20 protein-coding genes are annotated in these 20594 nt (G+C 53.1%); 14 read left to right on the plus strand and 6 right to left on the minus strand.

Annotated elements, in window-relative coordinates; all coding sequences use genetic code 11:
- Nucleotides 1–4: 4 nt before the first annotated feature.
- Entirely contained in the window at nucleotides 5–661 is a 657-nt protein-coding gene (locus IKB43_10635; protein ID MBR2470581.1) for an MBL fold metallo-hydrolase, read from the plus strand.
- Between the two features lie 42 nt (nucleotides 662–703).
- Here IKB43_10635 and IKB43_10640 read toward each other — a convergent pair whose 3' ends face one another.
- Both IKB43_10640 and IKB43_10645 read right to left on the minus strand, forming a co-directional pair.
- Nucleotides 704–1621 (minus strand): NAD(P)H-hydrate dehydratase, encoded by a 918-nt coding sequence (locus IKB43_10640; protein ID MBR2470582.1) that lies wholly within the window; start codon nucleotides 1619–1621, stop codon nucleotides 704–706.
- A 31-nt stretch (nucleotides 1622–1652) separates the two neighbouring features.
- Entirely contained in the window at nucleotides 1653–2204 is a 552-nt protein-coding gene (locus IKB43_10645; GenBank protein ID MBR2470583.1) for a hypothetical protein, read from the minus strand.
- A 150-nt stretch (nucleotides 2205–2354) separates the two neighbouring features.
- Between IKB43_10645 and IKB43_10650 the strand changes: the two genes are divergently transcribed.
- The gene (locus IKB43_10650; GenBank protein MBR2470584.1) at nucleotides 2355–2684 is read left to right on the plus strand and encodes a SpoVG family protein; all 330 of its coding nucleotides are present in this window, start codon (nucleotides 2355–2357) and stop codon (nucleotides 2682–2684) included.
- A gap of 2 nt (nucleotides 2685–2686) precedes the next feature.
- Nucleotides 2687–4216, plus strand: a complete 1530-nt coding sequence (locus tag IKB43_10655) for a YifB family Mg chelatase-like AAA ATPase (protein MBR2470585.1) — start codon at nucleotides 2687–2689, stop codon at nucleotides 4214–4216.
- 115 nt (nucleotides 4217–4331) lie between these two features.
- On the opposite strand, the gene folB is transcribed toward IKB43_10655, so the two are convergent.
- Together folB and IKB43_10665 are read right to left on the minus strand one after the other, a co-directional pair.
- Nucleotides 4332–4697 carry a dihydroneopterin aldolase gene (gene folB, locus IKB43_10660; protein ID MBR2470586.1) on the minus strand — a complete coding sequence of 122 codons (366 nt, stop codon included), beginning with the start codon at nucleotides 4695–4697 and terminating at the stop codon, nucleotides 4332–4334.
- On the minus strand, nucleotides 4691–5740 hold the full coding sequence (locus IKB43_10665) for a hypothetical protein (protein MBR2470587.1): 1050 nt from the start codon (nucleotides 5738–5740) through the stop codon (nucleotides 4691–4693). The genes folB and IKB43_10665 overlap by 7 nt, the downstream gene beginning before the upstream one ends.
- A gap of 191 nt (nucleotides 5741–5931) precedes the next feature.
- Here IKB43_10665 and pgk point away from each other — a divergent pair, with 191 nt between their 5' ends.
- Together pgk and IKB43_10675 are read left to right on the plus strand one after the other, a co-directional pair.
- Nucleotides 5932–7188: a phosphoglycerate kinase gene (gene pgk, locus IKB43_10670; protein MBR2470588.1), complete on the plus strand. Its 1257-nt coding sequence runs from the start codon at nucleotides 5932–5934 to the stop codon at nucleotides 7186–7188.
- 186 nt (nucleotides 7189–7374) lie between these two features.
- On the plus strand, nucleotides 7375–7722 hold the full coding sequence (locus tag IKB43_10675) for a hypothetical protein (protein ID MBR2470589.1): 348 nt from the start codon (nucleotides 7375–7377) through the stop codon (nucleotides 7720–7722).
- A 50-nt stretch (nucleotides 7723–7772) separates the two neighbouring features.
- On the opposite strand, the gene IKB43_10680 is transcribed toward IKB43_10675, so the two are convergent.
- Nucleotides 7773–7928, minus strand: a complete 156-nt coding sequence (locus IKB43_10680) for a hypothetical protein (protein MBR2470590.1) — start codon at nucleotides 7926–7928, stop codon at nucleotides 7773–7775.
- 76 nt (nucleotides 7929–8004) lie between these two features.
- On the opposite strand from IKB43_10680, the gene IKB43_10685 reads away from it, so the two are divergent.
- The 8 genes from IKB43_10685 to IKB43_10720 all read left to right on the plus strand — a co-directional run bounded on the left by IKB43_10685 (nucleotide 8005) and on the right by IKB43_10720 (nucleotide 15480).
- Nucleotides 8005–8646 (plus strand): hypothetical protein, encoded by a 642-nt coding sequence (locus tag IKB43_10685; GenBank protein ID MBR2470591.1) that lies wholly within the window; start codon nucleotides 8005–8007, stop codon nucleotides 8644–8646.
- A gap of 45 nt (nucleotides 8647–8691) precedes the next feature.
- Entirely contained in the window at nucleotides 8692–9888 is a 1197-nt protein-coding gene (locus IKB43_10690) for a hypothetical protein (GenBank protein ID MBR2470592.1), read from the plus strand.
- 4 nt (nucleotides 9889–9892) lie between these two features.
- The gene (gene hisH / locus IKB43_10695) at nucleotides 9893–10507 is read left to right on the plus strand and encodes an imidazole glycerol phosphate synthase subunit HisH (GenBank protein MBR2470593.1); all 615 of its coding nucleotides are present in this window, start codon (nucleotides 9893–9895) and stop codon (nucleotides 10505–10507) included.
- 7 nt (nucleotides 10508–10514) lie between these two features.
- On the plus strand, nucleotides 10515–11003 hold the full coding sequence (locus IKB43_10700) for a 2-C-methyl-D-erythritol 2,4-cyclodiphosphate synthase (GenBank protein ID MBR2470594.1): 489 nt from the start codon (nucleotides 10515–10517) through the stop codon (nucleotides 11001–11003).
- Between the two features lie 66 nt (nucleotides 11004–11069).
- Entirely contained in the window at nucleotides 11070–11486 is a 417-nt protein-coding gene (locus tag IKB43_10705) for a hypothetical protein (protein ID MBR2470595.1), read from the plus strand.
- A gap of 64 nt (nucleotides 11487–11550) precedes the next feature.
- Nucleotides 11551–12297 carry a phosphatase PAP2 family protein gene (locus IKB43_10710; GenBank protein ID MBR2470596.1) on the plus strand — a complete coding sequence of 249 codons (747 nt, stop codon included), beginning with the start codon at nucleotides 11551–11553 and terminating at the stop codon, nucleotides 12295–12297.
- Nucleotides 12298–12503: 206 nt separating this feature from the next.
- Nucleotides 12504–14210, plus strand: coding sequence for a Na/Pi cotransporter family protein (locus tag IKB43_10715; protein ID MBR2470597.1), 1707 nt, complete (start codon nucleotides 12504–12506; stop codon nucleotides 14208–14210).
- A 115-nt stretch (nucleotides 14211–14325) separates the two neighbouring features.
- Nucleotides 14326–15480 (plus strand): adenosylhomocysteinase, encoded by a 1155-nt coding sequence (locus tag IKB43_10720; protein MBR2470598.1) that lies wholly within the window; start codon nucleotides 14326–14328, stop codon nucleotides 15478–15480.
- Between the two features lie 5 nt (nucleotides 15481–15485).
- On the opposite strand, the gene IKB43_10725 is transcribed toward IKB43_10720, so the two are convergent.
- The gene (locus IKB43_10725; protein MBR2470599.1) at nucleotides 15486–16919 is read right to left on the minus strand and encodes a sodium:alanine symporter family protein; all 1434 of its coding nucleotides are present in this window, start codon (nucleotides 16917–16919) and stop codon (nucleotides 15486–15488) included.
- Nucleotides 16920–17045: 126 nt separating this feature from the next.
- On the opposite strand from IKB43_10725, the gene IKB43_10730 reads away from it, so the two are divergent.
- A complete protein-coding gene (locus IKB43_10730) occupies nucleotides 17046–20441 on the plus strand; it encodes a response regulator (GenBank protein MBR2470600.1) in 3396 nt (1131 codons plus the stop codon).
- Nucleotides 20442–20594 lie beyond the last annotated feature (153 nt).

Raw genomic sequence — 20594 nt, forward strand, 5'->3', positions numbered from 1 at the left:
CCCTATGCTGCTCCAACAATTTGTTTTCAATTCTTTTGGCGTGAACGGCTTTGTGCTGGGTGGCGACTCCGGCGAAGCCATTCTCATAGACCCTAGCGCTGGCCGCGAGGCGGAACGCAAGGCCCTTGCGGACTATATCGAAACGAAGGGTCTGAAGGTGCGGCACCTCTTGAATACCCACCTGCACCTGGACCATGTGCTGGGAAATGCCTTTGTGGAGCGTACTTACGGTGTGCAGCCCGAGGCCCACGAAGAGGACGCCTTCTTGCTGGACTTGCAAGAGGAACAGAGTGGGATGTTTGGCCTGCCGCTGGAGGAACCTTCTCCCGCATTGGGAGACTACCTGGCCGAAGGTGACATCGTGGAAGTGCCGGGCATTCGCCTGCAGGTGATTCACGTGGCGGGACATTCTCCCGGCGGAATCGCTTTTTACTGCGAGAATCCGGGCGAAGTGAACGGCCAGAAAGATGTTCCTCCGCTCCTATTTCCGGGCGACATTTTATTTGCCGGGAGCCGTGGTCGAAGCGATTTGTTTGGCGGCGACGAGGATGCCTTGGTTAAAGGGATAAAGGAAAAATTGTTGGTGCTGCCCGAAGACACCATAGTATTCCCTGGACACGGACCGAGTACAACCATCGGCGATGAACGCCGCTGGTACTAAATAGGGGCTGCGACGGACGCCCTCATATTTGAGCCTGCTGCCTTATTGAAATGCTTGCGGCAGGCATTCAATGACATCGCTGGGGAGCATGGAGAAAGCTCCCAGTTTTTGACGGGCGATTTGGCCCGCTTTCTGGTGTAAAAGCGCTCCCAGGACGGCTGCATCTGCAGGCGTGCAACCTTGGGCCAATAGTGCCACGATGATTCCGGTAAGCACATCTCCGGAGCCGCCCTTGGCCATACCAGAATTCGCGGCAGGCACCGCGAAAATTTCTCCGTCGGGTGTGGCGACCAGAATAGGACTGTTTTTCAGCAGGATTATCTTTCCAAATTCCTTCGCTTTTCCTGCCAGGAATTCAGGAAGCGCGGCGGCCTCTTGCGGAAGTTCGCCGAAGAGTCTTGCGAATTCCCGCCGGTGTGGCGTCAAGATGGCGGGTGCGTCTATCCGTTTCAGGTCGCTTGCCGTGAGGGAATTCAGACCGTCGGCGTCGATGACCATGGGCACGCTGCATCGGGTGACGAAGTTCCGGACGGCGGTCCGGGTCTCTTGCCTCTGGCCCAGTCCCGGCCCGATGGCGACCGCCTGCTGGTATTTTGTGCTTTTTAAAAGCACTGGGACATGTCGGTCTTTCAGAAAGTCGCATTCGTCGATACCGCCGATTTCGTCGGGTGAGCGCTTCGTAAAATTCGTGCCGCCGGCACGGCTGTCTTCAAGACTTATAAAAACGGGTTCGGAAAGTTTCGCTTGCAGGATGGGGACAATCCTTCTCGGGGCGGCGAGGGTTACAAGTCCAGCACCGCTCCGGAGGGCGGCCTTGGTGCACAGGGCAGCTGCTCCCGGCATGTCCTTGGAGCCGGCAATCACCAGGGCACAACCTTGCGCCCGTTTGTCGCCTTTTTCGTTTCGTGTCGGGAGCAGTTCCGAAATGGTTTTTTCCATGTCCTCGATTTCGTGAATCATTCTTCTGCCTGCAGGTTGTAGGTGTTGCGTTTTACAGGATTTTCTGGAAAAATTCGGGCCGGTGAAAATCTGGCTTTTCGGTATTTATGGGGAATGCGCTCAGGTAGTGGGGCGTCTTGGCCTTGTCGGCGCACTTGTACAGGTTTCCTTCCAGGGAGATGCCTTCGAAGGTTTCCAGACCGAAAATTTCCGGCGGAATGGTGACCGTCATCCCCCAGCAAATCAGGTTCCCTGCCACGCTGGCCAACTGTTTTGCCCGTTTGATTTTGGCGAGGGCGTCTGCGGATAGCTTTTCCCGGTTTTGCCTGTCCGTGCCCCGTGCCGCCAGAACAAAGCCCCGGCTGGTCACCTCGAAGTTGAAATATTCCGCGGGATTCTTGGGGTTCCTGAGGAAAATCTCTACGCAGGAATCTTCCCAGCTGGTGGAGTTGTCTTCTTGGACTTCGGCGCGGAAACAGTCCAGGGGCTCTTCTACCAGGAATTCTATCTGGAGAGAACCCTCTGCGCAGGCGATGTTGGCCTGGACGGCGGGCAGGGTGATTCCCTGGTTGGCTTTCCAGTCAAGATTCGGTTTTAGCAGCATGATTAATCACCTTTTTAGTGACTAAAATATATGATTAATCACTTGGTCAAATCTAGGCACTGCCGAAATTTTGTCAAAAAAGCCGAAAATCTCCTTTGGCACGATTCTTGCATTTAGCGGGCTACCGAACAACAAACAAAAGGAGGCCTTATGGCTAATACAAACGAAACGAAAAAGACAACAGAAGAAAAGGAATGTTCCTTTGATTGCCTGGCGGTAACCAAGGTGGAAGTGTTTCCTTTTAAGGAAGGTGCCGGCATGGGCCACATGAAGGGCCTTGCCCAGGTGGTGCTCAACGACCAGATGGTCATGCGTGGGCTTCGCGTGATGGACGGCGAATACGGCCTGTTCGTGAGCTACCCCAATGACCCGTTCTACAAGGGCGACGATTACCGCAATATTTACAACCCGATTACCCGCAAGCTTCGTGAACATATCGAGAATTGCGTGCTGGAAAAATACCAGGCCGCGGTGGCATAGTTATGTTCCGAAGGATCCGTTCTTATTGCTTGTTGGGCATCAAGGCTATTCCGGTAAGCGTAGAAGTTGATGCTGCGCTTGGATTGCCCGGTTTTACCCTGGTGGGGCTCCCGGACAATGCGGTAAGAGAGTCTAGGGAGCGAGTCGTTTCGGCGATACGTTCCGTGGACAAGGTGGTGACAGGTTTCCGGACAACCGTAAACCTGTCACCCGCGGATTTGCGTAAAGAAGGTAGCGCTCTGGATTTGCCTTTGGCCATTGGGCTCTTGACCGCTACCGACGAGTTGTCCATTCCTAATTTGGAAAAGTGTGTTTTTGTTGGGGAGCTCTCCCTGGATGGTCTCTTGAAGGGCGTCCGGGGAGTCCTTTCCATCGCTATGGATTTGATTCACGACAAGGATTCCATTCTGGTAATCCCTAGGGAAAACGAACAGGAGGCATCCCTGGTGGAGGGCCTGCGTTATATCTGTGCGGACACGCTTAAGGAATGTATAGACATTTTAGAACAAAATAATGAAGAACTTGTTTGCCGGGCGAGGGGGCTTGACCGGCAGAAGTTTTCGTCGGGACTGGATGTTCCCGACTTCGAGAACGTGGTGGGCATGGAAGGGGTCAAGCGGGCCCTGGAAGTGGCCGCCGCAGGCGGGCACAATTTCCTTCTGGTGGGTTCGCCTGGCGCAGGGAAGACTCTTTGCGCCAGGTGTCTCCCGGGAATCTTGCCGGAAATGTGCGACGAAGAAATTCTGGAGACCACCCGCATTCATTCTTGCGCCAGGCGCTCCGGCGACATGGAGTCGTTTCGTCCGGTGCTTTTACGCCCCTTCCGCACGCCGCACCACAGCGCTTCCATGGTGGCGCTGGTGGGCGGCGGTGCGCGGCTCTTGCCCGGCGAGGCGAGCCTTGCCCACAACGGCGTGCTGTTTTTGGACGAACTTCCGGAATTCAACCGTAGCGTGCTGGAGGCTCTGCGGGAGCCTATGGAAGACGGTGAGATTTCGGTGAGCCGTGCCAGCGGAACGGTGGTGTGGCCTGCACGCTTTATGATGGGGGCTGCCATGAACCCTTGCCCCTGCGGGTATTCTATGGACCCGAAGAAGGTCTGCACCTGCCTGCCCGATGCCCGCAAGCGTTACCAGGAAAAAATATCTGGCCCGCTGCTGGACCGTATCGACATCCAGGTGAGCGTGCCGCCGGTAGAAACGTCCCAGTTTGCCTGCGGGTCAGGCGCCGAGACTTCGGCGGAAATCCGCCAGCGAGTGTGTGCCGCCCGGGAAATTCAACGCAGGCGTTTTGCCGGACTTTCGTTCCGTTGCAATGCCGCCATGAATTCCGAAGCGGCAAGACGTTTTGCCCAGATGGATGGGGCGACCGAAAAGTTCGCCGTCGCCTCTGCGGACAAGATGAACCTGAGCGCTCGGGGGTATTACCGCCTGCTGAAGGTGGCCCGCACCATTGCGGACCTGCGCCATTCGGAGCCCGTAGAAATTCCGGACCTGGCCGAAGCGCTACGGTACCGGGCGTTTAGGGGATGAGAGGATCTAGGGGCTAGGATCTATGGATTAGGAGCCTGAGGTTGGACTAGTGGCCCTTTGGGGTGTGAGATTTTTCATTACACATCTCACACTACGTATTTCACATCGCCCTTGTTTACCTCGTCACCTTAATGCTGGCCATGGCTCCCTTGCTCTGGGGGATGGCGTTTGGCTTGCACACGGATACCTGCGCGGCCTGGGTCTTGGGGTAGTGGTCCAGAATGAATTTGGCGGTTTCCAGCACCAGCGTTTCTACCAGCTGGAACTTGCTGTCCTTGATAAACTTTTGTAGGTGTTCTGCCAGCTGGGCGTAGTCGATGGAGTGAATCAGGTCGTCGTTTCGGGCGGCAAGTGAAAAGTCCAACCACAGGTCCACGTTTAGCACCACGGGCTGAACGGCCTCCCTTTCGTAGGGAAGCGTCCCGATGATGCAGTCGAACTGCAGGTCTTTTATAGAAATACAGCCGCTACTGACTACCATACGTAGAGCACGATGGCGGCAGTCAGGCTGAGTCCAGCCACGCCGAACCAGATGTTACGGGCCGTGGAGTAGGAATCCTGGGTCTTCTTGTTGGTCTTTTTGCGCTTCTGGAGCTCGGCGATGGTATAGCCGTTACCCAGGTCCGCCTTTTGTATCATGGCCTCTCGGCACTTGCCGTCGAAGTTACAGGCCTTGTCCACTTCGCCGAGGAGCTGGTCTTCGACATCGGACAGGTCATCGTAGGCGTCCTTGGCCTCGTTGGCCTTGGAGTGCTGGATGACGCCCATGACGGCGGAACCCACGAAGACGGCGGCAAGACCAACTGCAGACCAGAAACGGACTTCGTCAGCGATACCGAAACGGTCGGTCACGTCACTGGATGCGTCATAAGCGGCGTCATCGCGGCTGTCGGCTTCACTGTTGTCAACGTCGCTGGCCACGTCGTAGCCTTCGTCTTCTTCCTCTTCTTCTTCGCAATCGGGGTCATTTTCGTCACACTCTTCTTCCTCTTCGTCTTTCGGACCAGCGCCAGCATCTGCGGCGGCAAATTCTGCGTCTTCGGCGGCGGCATCGGCGGTTGCGGACTTGAGCTGTATGGGGTCGCCGTTGATAAAGGCGATGGCGGTAGTGGCACCCGGGATAAACACGGACTTGCCGTCGAAGTAAACCTTTTCCACGTCGTCGGTGGCAGGCATGCCGCGACGGGGGTAAAGCTTGGCCTTGACCAGGGCTGTGTAGTCCGTACCTTCGGGGGCGGTCAGGGCCGACATGGAACTCAGGTCGCCCGCGCTACCCTGGTAAATCTGGTAGGCGGTGGGCTGCTCGCCGAAGGGGTCGGTGAACTTTTGGCGGACCACCAGGCGCCCCTCTTGGAGGGAGGAAACTTCTTCGACGGGAATGGTTTTCAGTTCGCCACCGAATTCTGCGGTGATGACTTCGTCCGGAGACCCAGGGTCCTGGGCGGTAAATTCTTCAATATCGTAGGGGCCGGCAAAGGCGGCGGCCACAAAAAGACATATCGTCGCTAAAAACGAACGCTTCATTTTTCACTCCAATAATAAATACCCATTGAAATATATAAAAAAAAACGGAAAATGTTAAAAAATTGCGACAAAACAGCATTTAGACCCTGTTTTTGGGGCGTCAGCGGTTATTTTAGGGTAGATATTGCCTTTTTTTACCGAAAATTCTACTTTTTAGCCCGTAAATTTTAACCCTAAAAGAGGAATCCATAATGGCAAAGCTCTCTATCGAAGATCTCGAACTCGCCGGCAAGCGCGTGTTCATCCGTGTTGACTTCAACGTTCCGCAGGACAAGGTGACTGGCGAAATCACCAACACCAAGCGTATCGAAGCCGCTCTCCCGACCATCCAGTACGCTCTCGATCACGGTGCAGCCGTCGTGCTCGCTTCCCACCTGGGACGCCCGAATGGCGAAAGGAACATGAAGTACACCCTCGCTCCGGTTGCAAAGAAGCTCGAAGAACTCATCAAGAAGCCGGTGAAGTTCCTCTCCGACTGCGTGGGTCCGGAAGTCGAAGCCGCCTGCGCCGCTATCAAGCCGGGTGAAATCATCCTCCTCGAAAACCTCCGCTTCCACATCGAAGAAGAAGGCAAGCGCAAGATCAAGAACGCCGATGGCACCGAAACTAAGGAAAAGGCCGGCAAGGAAGCCGTGAAGGCCTTCCGCGCAAGCCTCACCAAGCTCGCTGACGTCTACGTGAACGACGCTTTCGGTACCGCTCACCGCGACCACTCCTCTATGACTGGTGTTGAACTTCCGCAGCGCGCTGCCGGTTTCCTCATGAACAAGGAACTCAAGGCGTTCGACCAGGTGCTCAACAATCCTCCGCGTCCGTTCCTCGCCATCCTCGGCGGTGCAAAGGTCGCCGACAAGATCCAACTCATCAACAACCTCCTCGACAAGGCCGACAAGATCATCATCGGCGGTGGCATGGCTTTCACCTTCAAGAAGGTTCTGAACAACATCGAAATCGGTTCTTCTTTGTTTGACGAAGAAGGCGCCAAGCTGGTTCCGGATCTGATGGCCAAGGCCAAGGCTGCAGGCAAGGAAATCATCCTCCCGGTCGACTACATCGCTGCAGACAAGTTCGCTGCCGACGCTGCCACGAAGGCTGTCTCTGACGCCGAAGGCATTCCGGCTGGCTGGATGGGCCTCGATGTGGGTGCCGAGTCCACCAAGCTCTTCGTGAACGCTATCAAGTCCGCAAAGACCATCGTTTGGAACGGTCCTGCAGGCGTGTTCGAATTCGAAGCCTTCGAAAAGGCCACCAAGGCTATGGCTGACGCTATCGTCGAAGCTACCGCTGCTGGCGCAATCACCGTGATCGGTGGTGGCGATACCGCTACGGCTGCCAAGAAGTACGGCGCCGACAAGAAGGTGACCCACACCTCTACGGGTGGTGGCGCATCCCTCGAACTCTTGGAAGGTAAAGTCCTCCCCGGTGTTGCAGTGCTTACTGACAAGTAATCACAGGAATGTCATCCCCGCGAAGGCGGGGATCTCCTTTAGAAACTCTCGTTCGCGCGGGGGTTTCTTTTTTTGCATTGTCATCCCCGCGTCTTGTGGTGAGCGAAGTCGAACCAAGGCGGGGATCCCCTTTATGTTGACGAAATATTGTATATTGGTTCGTAGGAATTTCGATAGGGAGCATTTATGTCCATTGCTGAACTTTCAAAGAATTTTCATGCCGAACATCGTGGCAATTGTGCCATGTCGGTAGCCTACGGTTATGCCCGCGCGACAGGCAAGTCCGAAGCGGAGGCGGTGGACGCCGCCGAGATGTTCCGTGCTTTCGGTGGCGGCAAGGCTCCGAACGGCCAGTGCGGCGCGCTCTATGCGGCAAAAATGATGCAGCCCGACCATGCCGAAGCCATCGAGGACTTTTTCAGGCGCGGTGCGCAGAATTTTACCAAGTGCAGCGAAATCCGCCCGAACAAGGTCATCCCGTGCAACCGCTGCGTGGAACTTGCGGGCGAAGCTTTGGACTTTTTGAACCAGTAGCGGCGTTCGTGTAAAAACTCTACGTCGCCCAAGGAATTGTGCTCGGAGGGCTAAGCCCGCCCTTGTTGTTTCTCTGGCGCCTTTTCGTCGTGTTCCTCGATTTTACCGACCTTGGTGAACCAGTAGTCCTCGCTGTTGATGGAACTCATGTTGTTCACGAGGGCGTCGAGATCGATGTTGCTTAAGTCATTGTTTTCGTTGGGCATATCCTGAATATATAAAATCCCTGATGCTTGTGTTGTCTAGAGCCGGGGTTTGCTTGTATTTTTTATCTTTCTTATCATGAAAATCGCGATTTGCTTTTTTGTTCTTTTGTTTACGCTCCTAGCCCAGGCTCAGGAGCTGGATACCACCTACGTCATAGACGAGCAGGGCCGCACAATCGGGCTTATCCACGAGAAGGGAACTGTTCCGAAGATTGCTCCTGTTGCCGCCCCTGCACCGACGTTGCAGAATCCTGAGCCGGTTTCTACTTCGGTGTCGAATGGATATGTTGATGGCGTAGACAGTGCCGCCTATTACCAGAACCTGGTGGAACGCTATACCCTTTCTGGAGAAAAGAAACGCCGTGTCGGAAACGGCATGATGATTGGTGGCGGAGTTGGCTTGCTGCTTGGAGTTCTCATGATGGTTGATGCGGCTGAAGGGGAGGATCGCTGTGGGAATGACGATTATGGCTGTAATGACGAAGAATTCCTAGAGTTTTTTACGGGGTATGGAGTAGCCATAGCAGGGGGCGTTGTTTTTGGTGTAGGTGTAACCCTCAAAATTGTAGGCGGTGCGAAACTTCGCCGTGCCGCACGTTACCGGGAATCCCTGGAACGTTACAATTCAAGCCGCCTTCAGGCACTGGAGTTTAGATTAGAACCTTCATTCAATCCATATAACGGTTCTTACGGCAGTAAACTGTCTCTAAGTTTCTAAAAATTCTATCTTTGGCGCCGGTGGATGGGCAAAAAAAGGATACATATGAAATTGATACCCCTGGCCCTTTTGTTTTTTTGTCTTGCTGCAATGAATGGCTGTGGTGATGACAAGGCATCTTCTACGCAAATGGAAACTGGAGAAAATCCTGAACAGGATAATCCGCAAGAGGTTTCTGAACCATGTGCATCTGCAGAAGATGGTACTTACCGCTGGGTAGAAGAAGGCGTCATTTTCCAGGTTTGTGAAAATGGACTGTGGACAACGGATTCTGTCAAAACGGTGAAGCGAGGTTTTGATCCGTGCAAGTTTAATTTTGGTGCGGCTTGGCAGAGTTCTCACGAGGATTCTATTTATTACGCTGGACTGGATTATGTTTCTGTTTGGCTGGGGGACAACGATTGGTATAACTCTTTTGAACAACGCATGGTGAAAATGAGCTTGAAAACAAAGGCCACCCCTATGATTTATGCTTATGTAATTGCCGAATTTGGCAAGGATCATGATATGGATGATTGTGACGTGGCCAAGGCTCGTGGAAAAAAGTCATTGTGCGTCTATGGTGCTGATTTGATTCGGAATAATTTTGCAGACTCCATATTATATCGTTATCAGCAGTATGCCTCCGGAATGGCTAGACAGGTAAAGTCTCTTTTGAAAGAAGGAGAAAAATTTGAGCCCATCTGGATGATTGAACCAGACTTTTATCAATATTCGGAGATGGCGTCGGAACAGAGTGTGGCCCATCACGGAGAGGAACAACAAAATGGCGGCATTCCTGATTCTATGATGGGCGTTTATTTCAAGCAGATTGTAGATACCATCAAGGCTTATTTGCCCGATGCCAAGATTGCCATAGATATTTCTCCCTGGGTTTCCGACAAGGATTCAATGGGGCTAGAAAAGTGGTTTTCCAATTTCGATATGTCCTTGGTGGATTACGTGAGTACTTCTGGTGGACGTACTTTAGCAAATTCTGAAAAAATCAGGAGCGCCAACAAACTCACGTGGAAAAAACTTTACGACACGCTGAAAAAGCCTATTCTTGCAGACGTAGGTTATTCAACAGGTGGAAAGGCCACCAAGCACGACACGAACTGGGACGATATTTCTAATTTGGAAGCACGAGCCAAGGATGGGGTTGTCGGGGTGATGCAGATGGATGCCGCCCTGGACTACCCGTTGCGGGCAAGCTATATCCGTTCACGCTTGCAGGTGGACTATCCCTGGTGCAAGGAGTAAGTTTATGAGTGTAATCGTCGTGGATTACAATGCCGGAAACCTGACTTCGGTAATGAATGCACTCTCCCGTATCGGGGTAGATGCAAAGTTCAGCCGGGATGCCGATGAAATTGCAAGGGCGACGCGCCTGGTGTTCCCGGGCGTAGGAGCCGCCGCGTCTGCCATGGAAACCCTGACCCGCACGGGTATCGGAGATGCCATCAAGACTGTGGTAAAAGCCGGGAACCCGGTGCTGGGAATTTGCATTGGCTGCCAAATCATTCTGGAAAAAAGCGAAGAAGACGGCGGCGTGAAGACCCTCGGTCTCATTCCGGGGCGTGCGGTGCGGTTCAAGGACGAACCGGGCCTGAAGATTCCTCACATGGGCTGGAACCAGGTGAACTTTACCCAGGATCACCCGATTATGGCAGGCATCCGGAACGGTTCGGACTTCTACTACGTGCATTCGTATCATCCGGTGGTGCCTGCGGAGAACGCCTTTGCTGAAACCACCTACGGCACTCAGACCTTCCAGGGACTTATCGGCAAAGGCAACCTGGTGGCCTCCCAGTTCCATCTGGAAAAGAGCGGCGACGTGGGCCTGAAAGTCCTGGAAAATTTCTGTAATTGGAACCCTTGAGGTGAGTATGGAAAAAGTTTATCGCTCCGGAATCGGTTTTGATGTCCATAAACTGGTAGAAGGCCGCAAGTGCATTATCGGCGGGGTAGATATTCCCTACGAGAAAGGTCTCTTGGGTCACAGCGATGCCGACGTGCTGTTGCATGCCATCAGTGACGCTCTTTTGGGTGCTGCCGGTCTGGGCGACATCGGGACGTACTTCCCCGATACGGATCCGGCCTTCAAGGGAGCCGACAGTCTGGAACTGCTCCGCAAGGTGGGGGAAGAAGTCCGCAAGGCCGGTTTTGAAATCGTGAACATCGACAGTATTGTGATGTGCGAACGGCCCAAGGTGAACCCTCACAAGGACCAGATGAAGGCGAACATCGCCCGAGTGCTTGGCCTGGACATAAAACAGATTGGAATCAAGGGAACTACCACCGAAAAGCTGGGATTTACGGGTCGTGGCGAAGGTATTGCCAGCCAGGCAATAGCCATGGTTTACAGTTTGGTGTGATTTGGCTCAAATTTGCGGGTTTGTGCAGGATTGCGCTTGCCTGGAATAAAATATATATTTCGGTATATGAAGCGACTGTCTTGTGTTGTTGGTTTTGCTTTTGCCTTGGGGGCCGTTGCTCCCTTGCTTGCGGAGGATTTACCCAGCCATATAGATGTGATCATTGTTTCCGCGTCAAGTTCCAGTTTGGAAAATGAAAATAGCTCCAGTTCCGCTTCGGCGGAAAGCAGTTCCAGCGTAAAGCAGAGCAGTTCCAGTCGCAGTCTGGACGATTCGCCGCTGCTGCCGGTAATTTCTCACGATACGCTTAGAAGCTCTTTGCCGGAGAATGGCGATGCTTCGATGGCGCTTCCCCGCAGTGTTTCTGCACCTGTCGCTCAGGGAGAGGATCGCTGGTTCGATTTGCAGGGACGCCTGCTGAAAGGCAAACCTACGGTTAAGGGGACCTATTACCATAATGGCAAGGCCGTTGTGGTAAAGTAAAAATGAATAATGGCGCATTGTGGCAAGTGCCGCATGCGTAGATTCGATTCAAGGATCTTTAAAAATGACTTTGTTCAAAAAATCTGTTTTCGTAGTCGCTTTACTGGGGGCTGTTCTTTGCTGGTCGGCTGACGACCCTAAGCCCTATGTAGAAGGTGATGCCTTGCCCAACGCTCTCAAGTTTTATCCGCCTCCGCCTGACACGAATTCGGCGGCATTTGCCTACGACATGGCGCAGTATAAGTGGGGAAAGTCTGTCCGGGAGACTGATACGGCTCGGGCAAATTTGGCCATCGCCCAGGCCGTGACAGAAGAAGCCGAGATGGCGAAAATGTTCAGCGAACCCTTTGGCATGGAAATTTCGGAAAAGAACACGCCCGCCATTATGAACGTGCTTAAGCGCGGGATATTCACCATGCGTCTTGCATCCCGCATTGCAAAGAAGCACTACATGAGGGTGCGCCCTTACGCCCGCCTCAAGGAGCCGACCCTGATTCCAAGTGCCGAAGAAAGTCACCTGACTAACGGCTCGTATCCTTCGGGCCATACTGTTCGCGGCTGGGGCATGGCGCTCCTGCTTGCCGAAATCAATCCGGCGGCCCAAGACGCACTGCTAAAGTACGGCTACGAATGGGGACAGAGCCGTGTGATTGCGGGTTACCACTGGCAAAGTGACATCGAGGCCTCCAAGGCCGTGGTTACGGCGGTTTTTGCCCGCTTACATGCCGAAGAGGCGTTCCTTGCCGACATGAAAAAGGCCAGGGACGAATTCAAGAGGCTTTCGGCCAAGCAAAAGAAAAAGACGAAATGATTTGCTTTTTACAGAAATTGGATAGACTGCTTGCGTATAAGCGTTCTCTAACCCAAAAATAAGGTTGTTCCCCTTTGACGATTCAAGGGGGATTTCTATTTTTGTGTATAGATTTAGAAACAAATGATTCTACGATGCAAATCCGGACTAGCTGAAAGGCAGCGACGATGACCCCGGTAAGCGGCGCCAATGAATAGGAAAAACCTATGACCTTAATGATTCTCAAGATGCTTGGATGCCTCGCGCTCCTCATGTTCGGCATGAAGACCATGAGTGAAGGCCTCCAGAAACTTACCGGTGGACACCTTCGTGCGTTTCTTGGCACTATGACCAAGCATCGGGCCGGTGGATTGCTTACGGGAACCTTTATTACCGCCGCCGTGCAGTCTTCTACTGCCACTACCGTCATGACCGTCAGTTTCGTCAATGCTGGTCTGCTTACCCTTAAGCAGGCCATTCCTGTTATTATGGGGGCGAACATCGGTACCACGGCCACGGCCTGGATCATGTCCATCTTCGGATTCCAGTTCAACATGAGTAATTTCGTGTGGCCCTTCTTTGCCCTGGGAATTATCCTCTCCTATGTGCGGAAAAGCAACGTCAAGAGTTTCGGCGAATTTGTTTTCGGATTTTCTTTCATGTTTCTGGGGCTTACCACCCTACGCGAAAATGCGGTGGCCATGGATTTGTCCCACAACCAGGCAGTTATTGACTTTTTTGCGGCCAGCGGCAACTGGGGCATTCTGTCCACCTTGTTGTTCCTGCTTTTGGGAAGCGTCCTTACCATGTGTGTGCAGTCTTCTGCCGCCATCATGGCCATTACCCTCCTTCTTTGCAGTAGCGGGGTGCTCCCGATTTACCAGGGCATTGCCCTTGTGATGGGTGAAAATATTGGAACCACGGTGACTTCGAACCTGGCCGCCCTTTCGGCTAGCACTCAGGCTCGGCGTGCGGCCCTGGCCCACATGCTTTTCAACGTGTTCGGCGTGGTGTGGGTACTGATTGTTTTCCACCCCTTCGTGAACATGGTTTGCCATATCGTCGGCTTTGACCCGAACTTTGTCCCCCAGACCCAAGAAGAAATTGCCGAGGCCAGCGTGCGGGTGACTTACGCCCTGTCCGGATTCCATACGGCATTCAACCTCTGCAACGTGGCGATCCTCATCTGGTTCATCAAGCCCATGGAAAATATCATCTGCAAGATTATCCGTGAAAAGGAAGATGGCGAAGATTTCAGCATCAAGTTTATCAGTGCTGGCCTCATGAGTACCGCCGAACTTTCCCTGTTCGAAGCCCGTAAAGAAATCAACCTGTTTGCCGAACGCACTTTGAAGATGTTCCGCTTTGTGCCGGACTTGCTCAAGATGAAGGACGAGGGAGAGTTCACGAAGCTATTCGCCCGAATCGAGAAGTACGAGAACATCAGCGACAAGATGGAAATCGAAATTGCAGGTTACCTGAACAAGGTGAGTGAAGGCCGCCTGAGCCCGGAAAGTAAGCGGGTGCTGCAGTCCATGCTCAAGGAGATTTCTGAAATCGAGAGCATTGGCGATTCCATCTATAACATGTCCAGGGCTATACGGCACAAGTTCCAGAGTGCCGACGACTTTACCGAAGAGCAGTACAGCCGTATCGAAGGCATGATGAAGCTTTGCGACAAGTCCATGGCCCAGATGGTGGATATCATCGAAGACGCTCCCCAGGCCGATGTGAAGTCCACCTTGATGATGGAATACGAAATCAATGACTACCGCAAGATGCTCAAGCAGTTGAACATAGACGACATCAATGCCCAGCGCTACAGCTACCAGATGGGCGTGCACTACATGGACGTGATCAACGACTGCGAAAAGCTGGGCGACTACGTGATTAACGTGGTGGAAGCCCACGTGAACCACAAGCTTTCGGGCTAGGCCGTCTTGGTTGACATTTTATAACTGTTTTTTCTCTTGTCATGCCCGTCCCGCATCAAGTGCGGGATAAACTCCAGCGGTCAACGTCTCGTTAAATTTGTATAATAGGCATATCATGCTTTTTGACGAAATTATAGACGACACCTACGAGGTGTCGGAATACCCCGCCCTTGCAGGCCTTGCGCAGGAATGGCTTGAAACCAGGCCCTTTGCGGGTCTGCGCGTGCTGGCGGCGACACCCGTGTTCCGGAATACGCTGGTGCAGTACCGTGCACTATTGGCCGGCGGGGCTGATCTTTCGGTAGGTATTTCGAACGATTCCGACGCGGGTGCCGAAATGCCTTGTGACTCTGGCGTTGTCGCTCTACTGCGGGAATCGAACATTCCGGTGGTTGGCCTGCAGGACGCCTTGAAGGCGGAGTCCCGTGGCGAAGGTTTCGACCTGATTCTGGATTGCGCGGGCCAGTTTTCGGTATGCCATCCGAAATATGGTTTTGTGGAACTTACCCGCAGCGGTGTGCAGTTTTACGAGAACAGCGAAAAGCCGGTGTATGTGGCGGACAGCGGAATCGTCAAGCGTATCGAGACCAGCCTCGGGACCGGGGAAGGTTATGTGCGGGCCCTTTTGCAGCTGGGCTACGGCAATGTTGGTCGAAATGGCGCAGATGCCGGTGGTGCCGGTGCGGCTTTTGCAGGAAAAAGTTTTGTGGTGTTCGGGAGCGGCAAGGTAGGGCAGGGAATCGTTCTGCAACTCTTGCGGGAAGGCGCTCACGTGCAGGTGGTAACGGATAAGGCTCGCGGCGTTAGTCCTTTTTTGGATGCAAACGACGTGCCTGTTGCGGATTGCAACGACCTGAAATCGGTTGTAGCTCTTGTGAGTGCTGCCGACTTTGTGGTGACGGCTACCGGCGTGAAGGGTGCCCTTGACCGGCCGGAGCTGACGGCGGCTCTGCTCTCTTCGAAAGCGGTGCTCGCCAACATGGGTGTCGAAGACGAATATGGCTCTAGTGTTCCTGCAGGTCGCGTGCTTGCCGAAAAGAAACCCCTGAACTTCATTCTAGAAGAACCGACCCACCTGAAATATATCGACGCGTCCCTCGCTTTGCACGGGGCACTGGGGGAACTTCTGGTGCGTGAAGCTGCGGATGCTTCGGACAAAAAAAATGCGGGCCCAATGGACCCGCCAAGCGAACTAGAACAGCGCATTCTCTCGATGACCATGCAGGACGGCCTTATCGGTCCTGAAATCGCCGAGATGCTGAGCCTTTAATTCGGCTAGTTCTTTTTCCCCTCAAGTTTTTCGAAGAACTTCTTGGTTTCCCGGGCGACGACCCCGCTCAGGAGGATAAGGGCCACCAGGTTCGGGAAGGCCATGAGTCCGTTGAAAATGTCGGCACTGGTCCACACGGCACTCACCGTGAGATAGGGGCCAATAAACACGGCCGCTACATAGAACCAGCGGAAAGTGAGAATGGCTCCTTTCTTGCCACGGCCCACCAGGTATTCTAGGCAACGTTCAGAATAATAGGCCCAGCCGAGAATAGTGGTGAAGGCAAAGAATACCAGGGCGGCGGTGAGAATGTAGGGAGCGACACTTGAACCGGCGGGCAGATTCGAAAGCCCGCGGACAAAAGCTTCCATGGTAATGTTCACGCCCTGGAGTCCAAGTTCGGGAGTCCAGGCTCCGGTCACCACGATGGCAAGGCCTGTCATGGAGCAGATGACGATGGTATCAATGAAGGTCCCCGTCATGCAGACCAGTCCCTGACGGACAGGCTCCTTGGTCTTTGCTGCGGCAGCGGCGATGGGAGCAGAACCGAGACCCGCCTCGTTGCTGAAGATGCCGCGGGCGATACCCTTTTGCATGGCGATAAAGATGGTGCCCACCACGCCGCCGGTAACGGCGCTAGGGTTGAATGCGGCCTGGATAATCATTTCGATAGCGCTAGAAATTTTAGAGAAATTGAAACCGAGAATTAGTAGGCAGAAAAGAATGTAGAAGATGGCCATGAGGGGCACAATATAAAGAGAGACTTTCGCGATACGCTTGAGCCCGCCGATGATGACCATGGCCGTAAAGCCTGCGCACAGGAGGCCTGCAATGGCGGTGGATACGGAGACGGAATTACCATCGATGTTCACGAATTCTCGGGAGGGAAATACTGTTGCTACTGCCGAGGTGATGCCGTTTACTTGGGTGATGGTGCCGATGCCCAAAAGTCCGGCAAGCACGCCGAAGATGGCGAACAGCACGGCTAGCCACTTGAAGTTAAAGCCAAAACGTTCCTTGATGCCGGTTTCAATGTAGTAGAAGGGGCCTCCTAGAACTTTTCCGTCGCTAGCCACCTTGCGGTACTTGACGGCCAAAAGACCTTCGGCATACTTGGTGGCCATGCCAAAGAATGCGGCCACTTCCATCCAGAAAAGGGCTCCCGGACCGCCTGTCCCGATAGCGGTAGCCACGCCAACGATATTTCCGGTACCTACCGTTGCCGCAAGAGCCGTGCAGAGGGCGGCAAAGCTTGAAACTTCTCCCTGGCCTTCTTTTTCGCTGTTGAGCATGTAGCGCAGGGCGTTGCCCAGGTTTGTGACCTGGAGTACACCCAGGCGACAGGTGAGCAAGATACCTACAAACAGGATGACGACGATAAGGGGGATACCCCACACGTAGCCGTCGATGGTATCAAGGATGGAATTTAGGGTTGCCATAGCAATCTCCTTCAAGGCGGTTTCTATGAGTGTGGCGCGAAATGGGCGCGAGCAAATTTAGAAAAAAAGATTTTGCTTGCTCTCTGTTTTTTTATTATTTTACCAATAAAAGACTGAGAGGCCCCTATGTTCGGACACCACCTTCCTTTGAGCGAACAGTCCCTGCAAGTTATCGAGCAGATTGGAAACGACATGCCCGGCGGTTTTTTTATATACAAGGCCACGGGGAACGAGGAACTGCTTTATGCCAACAAGGCGGTATTTCGAATTTTCGGTTGCGAGACCCTGGAAGAATTCAAGGCCCTGACCGGCTACACCTTCAAGGGAATGCTTTACCCCGAAGACTATGGAAAGATTTCGGCATCCATAGTGGAGCAAATAAAAAAAAGTCAGGGGAATCTGGATTATGTGGAGTACCGCATTGTCCGCAAGGATGGAGAAATTCGCTGGATAGACGACTATGGGCACTACGTGGAATCCGACGTCTATGGCGGCCTCTATTACGTGTTTATTTCGGACATTACCGAAAAACGGATGCAAATGGAAACGGACAAGGCCGTCCGGACAGCGGTTATCGAAGCCCTTAGCAGAAGCTACAATGCGGTGTGGCTCATTAATGACATTGCCACGGGGAGTTTTTCGCTTTTCCGTGGCGAGACGAAGGGCGAGAGCATTCATGCAAGGCCCACCCGCGAAGCTTTGGAACTTTTGGATTACGAAGATGCCAAGAGAAACTACATTGACAACTTTGTCGTGGAAGAAGACCGGGAACGCCTCCGCAGGGAACTGACCCTTGAAAATCTCAAGGAGTGTACCAGTGACAACCACATGTTCACAGAAAGTTTCAGGCGAATCATCGGTAATGAAGAACGGTATTACCGTATCGAATTTATGCAGGTGAAGCTGCCCAACGGCAAAACCGGGATTGTTGCGGGCTTTAGGGATGTAGATTCTGAAGTCCGCGAAGAAGAGGAAACCCGGAGAAAACTCCTGGAGGCCGAAGCCGCCAAGGCTGAAAACCGAAGGCTCATGGAACGGGTGGAATCCGCTGCGGAACTGGCGGAACTTATGGGCTCGGTAACTTCGCTTCTTTCGAACATGCCGGCCCTGAGTTTTTCGAAGGATGCCCTTACCGGCAAGTACCTCGCCTGTAACCAGGCCTTCGCCGAATACGCCAACAAGGAAAATCCCGACGGTGTTATCGGACTTACGGATTACCAAATTTTTGACCCCGTGACGGCGGCGCATTTTGCTGAGGACGACCGCAAGGCGCTTGAAATGGACAAGCCCTACGTGTTCTTCGAGGATGTTCCCAACGCGGTGGGGACAGAAATCCGCAACCTCCAGACAACCAAGATGAAGTTCAAGGATTCTTCGGGCAGGCTCTGCACCTTGGGTATGTGCGTGGATGTGACGGAAATGACCCGCATAAAATCAGCAGAAGCCCATCAGCAGGAACTGGAAGCGAGGCTTGAATTACAAGAAACCCTTTTGCAGGAACGGCACCACCGCGAACAGCTGGATAACATGATAACGGCCATGGCTTCTGATTACCGCAGTATTTATCATGTGAATCTTGATGCCGACGAAGCGGTGTGTTACCGTGCAGACGCAAGCGACAAAGACCAGCATGCGGAAGGGGTCCGTTTCCCCTATCTCGAACGGTTCCGCTACTATGGAAACACCTATGTGACGGAAGCCTTCCGTGAAGGATTCCTGAATTTTATCGAACCCGAAAATATCCGCAGGGCACTTGCGAAGGACTCTCTGATCGTTTATCGTTACCTAGTGAACCGCGCAGGCAAGGAATATTACGAGATGATTCGCGTCGCGGACGTGCAGGGAGCGGAAGAACGTACGGACGGAATTGTCCATGCGGTGGGTCTTGGCCTTACGGTTATTGACGAAGAAATGCGGGACTCTCTGGCAAGGAACAAGGCACTAACGGAGGCCCTGGCGGCAGCCGAATCGGCAAGCACCGCAAAGACGGCGTTCCTCTCCAACATGAGCCACGAAATAAGAACTCCGATGAATGCCATCATTGGCCTGGATAGTCTTGCTCTCAGTGACGAGACCCTAAGCGACAAGACTAAGGACTATCTTGAAAAAATTGGAGGCAGTGCAAGGCACTTGCTAGGACTCATCAATGACATTTTGGACATGAGCCGCATCGAAAGTGGAAAGCTTATGCTCAGGAACGAGGAGTTTTCCCTGAACGACATGTTGGAGCAGATAAACACACTGGTCATGACGCAGTGCAGCGAAAGGGGAATCCGCTTCCAATGCAACCAGAAAGGGAAGGTTGGCTCTTACTTCATTGGCGACGAGATGAAACTGAAGCAGGTGCTCATCAACATCCTGAGCAACGCCATCAAGTTCACGGAACGCTTGGGCGAAATCCGTCTTGACGTGGAGTGTACGGCCTCGTACCAGGGCCAGTCTACGCTGAAATTTTCCGTGCAGGATACAGGAATAGGAATTTCAGAATCCTTCATCCCGAAGATATTTGACTCCTTCACGCAAGAAGATTCCACGCGGAACTCTAAGTTCGGCAGTACCGGGCTTGGAATGGCGATTACCAAGAACATCGTAGAGATGATGAATGGCTCCATTTCTGTAGAATCTAAGAAAGGGGTGGGTTCCACCTTCACCGTGGTTGTGACTCTCAGGGAATGCGAACACGCTCTCCCCTCCATAGGGAAAATCCAGACGAAGGACTTGTCCGTTCTCGTGGTGGACGACGACGCCATCGCCTGCGAGCACGCAAGGCTCGTACTTTCGGAAGCGGGCGTCAAGTCGGATACGAGCTTGAGCGGAGAAGAGGCTCTCCACATGCTTGAGGTTCACCATGCAAAACATGAACCCTATAATCTGGTGCTTCTCGATTGGAAAATGCCAGACATGGATGGAATCGAGGTAGCTAGGCGCATCCGTGAACGCTACGACAAGGAAACCACCGTCATCATTCTTACGGCATATAACTGGGATGAAATTATGGACACCGCGCTGCATGCGGGAGTAGACAGTTTTCTTTCAAAGCCCTTGTTTGCCATGGGTGTGTTGGACGAGTTTGAACGTATTGCCCGACGCAATAATATGGGAATTCTTAGGGAAAAGAAACGGGCGAGCCTAGAAGGAAGGCGCATCCTCCTTGCTGAAGACATTGCCATTAACGCCGAAATCATGAAGGAAATTCTGAAGGCGCGGGGGATGGCGGTTGGCCTGGCCGAAAATGGGAAACTCGCTCTCGAGATGTTCAGGGAAAGCGATTATAATCATTACGATGCTATTCTCATGGATGTGCGGATGCCCGAAATGGATGGCCTGGAGGCCACCGCAGCTATCCGTGCTTTGGACCGCCCCGATGCAAAGACCGTGCCTATTGTTGCCATGACGGCTAACGCCTTTGACGAGGATGTGCAAAAATCCTTGCAGGTCGGCATGAATGCCCATCTTTCAAAACCTGTGGAACCCGACATCCTTTACCTGACTCTGGCGGAGCTCATTTACGACTCCAAATAGGAATGGTGCACCCCCGCTACAGCGGAGGTGCGTTACTGCGCCGTTGAACCTTCAACCCTTAGCAAGCTCCGGAAGTTGGGAACTTGTATCCCCAAAGACATTCGTTGGAGTTTTCTAAAAAACGAAAAAGTAGGCGCTAACATAGAATGCGAT

The organism is Fibrobacter sp. (assembly GCA_017503015.1).
Taxonomy (GTDB): Bacteria; Fibrobacterota; Fibrobacteria; order Fibrobacterales; family Fibrobacteraceae; genus Fibrobacter.

What these genes read in the sequence shown, in the direction of transcription:
- IKB43_10635 (MBR2470581.1), top strand. Translation starts at nt 5, where the DNA reads ATGCTGCTCCAACAATTTGTTTTCAATTCTTTTGGCGTGAACGGCTTT.
- IKB43_10640 (MBR2470582.1), bottom strand. Translation starts at nt 1,621, where the DNA reads ATGATTCACGAAATCGAGGACATGGAAAAAACCATTTCGGAACTGCTC.
- IKB43_10645 (MBR2470583.1), bottom strand. Translation starts at nt 2,204, where the DNA reads ATGCTGCTAAAACCGAATCTTGACTGGAAAGCCAACCAGGGAATCACC.
- IKB43_10650 (MBR2470584.1), top strand. Translation starts at nt 2,355, where the DNA reads ATGGCTAATACAAACGAAACGAAAAAGACAACAGAAGAAAAGGAATGT.
- IKB43_10655 (MBR2470585.1), top strand. Translation starts at nt 2,687, where the DNA reads ATGTTCCGAAGGATCCGTTCTTATTGCTTGTTGGGCATCAAGGCTATT.
- folB (MBR2470586.1), bottom strand. Translation starts at nt 4,697, where the DNA reads ATGGTAGTCAGTAGCGGCTGTATTTCTATAAAAGACCTGCAGTTCGAC.
- IKB43_10665 (MBR2470587.1), bottom strand. Translation starts at nt 5,740, where the DNA reads ATGAAGCGTTCGTTTTTAGCGACGATATGTCTTTTTGTGGCCGCCGCC.
- pgk (MBR2470588.1), top strand. Translation starts at nt 5,932, where the DNA reads ATGGCAAAGCTCTCTATCGAAGATCTCGAACTCGCCGGCAAGCGCGTG.
- IKB43_10675 (MBR2470589.1), top strand. Translation starts at nt 7,375, where the DNA reads ATGTCCATTGCTGAACTTTCAAAGAATTTTCATGCCGAACATCGTGGC.
- IKB43_10680 (MBR2470590.1), bottom strand. Translation starts at nt 7,928, where the DNA reads ATGCCCAACGAAAACAATGACTTAAGCAACATCGATCTCGACGCCCTC.
- IKB43_10685 (MBR2470591.1), top strand. Translation starts at nt 8,005, where the DNA reads ATGAAAATCGCGATTTGCTTTTTTGTTCTTTTGTTTACGCTCCTAGCC.
- IKB43_10690 (MBR2470592.1), top strand. Translation starts at nt 8,692, where the DNA reads ATGAAATTGATACCCCTGGCCCTTTTGTTTTTTTGTCTTGCTGCAATG.
- hisH (MBR2470593.1), top strand. Translation starts at nt 9,893, where the DNA reads ATGAGTGTAATCGTCGTGGATTACAATGCCGGAAACCTGACTTCGGTA.
- IKB43_10700 (MBR2470594.1), top strand. Translation starts at nt 10,515, where the DNA reads ATGGAAAAAGTTTATCGCTCCGGAATCGGTTTTGATGTCCATAAACTG.
- IKB43_10705 (MBR2470595.1), top strand. Translation starts at nt 11,070, where the DNA reads ATGAAGCGACTGTCTTGTGTTGTTGGTTTTGCTTTTGCCTTGGGGGCC.
- IKB43_10710 (MBR2470596.1), top strand. Translation starts at nt 11,551, where the DNA reads ATGACTTTGTTCAAAAAATCTGTTTTCGTAGTCGCTTTACTGGGGGCT.
- IKB43_10715 (MBR2470597.1), top strand. Translation starts at nt 12,504, where the DNA reads ATGACCTTAATGATTCTCAAGATGCTTGGATGCCTCGCGCTCCTCATG.
- IKB43_10720 (MBR2470598.1), top strand. Translation starts at nt 14,326, where the DNA reads ATGCTTTTTGACGAAATTATAGACGACACCTACGAGGTGTCGGAATAC.
- IKB43_10725 (MBR2470599.1), bottom strand. Translation starts at nt 16,919, where the DNA reads ATGGCAACCCTAAATTCCATCCTTGATACCATCGACGGCTACGTGTGG.
- IKB43_10730 (MBR2470600.1), top strand. Translation starts at nt 17,046, where the DNA reads ATGTTCGGACACCACCTTCCTTTGAGCGAACAGTCCCTGCAAGTTATC.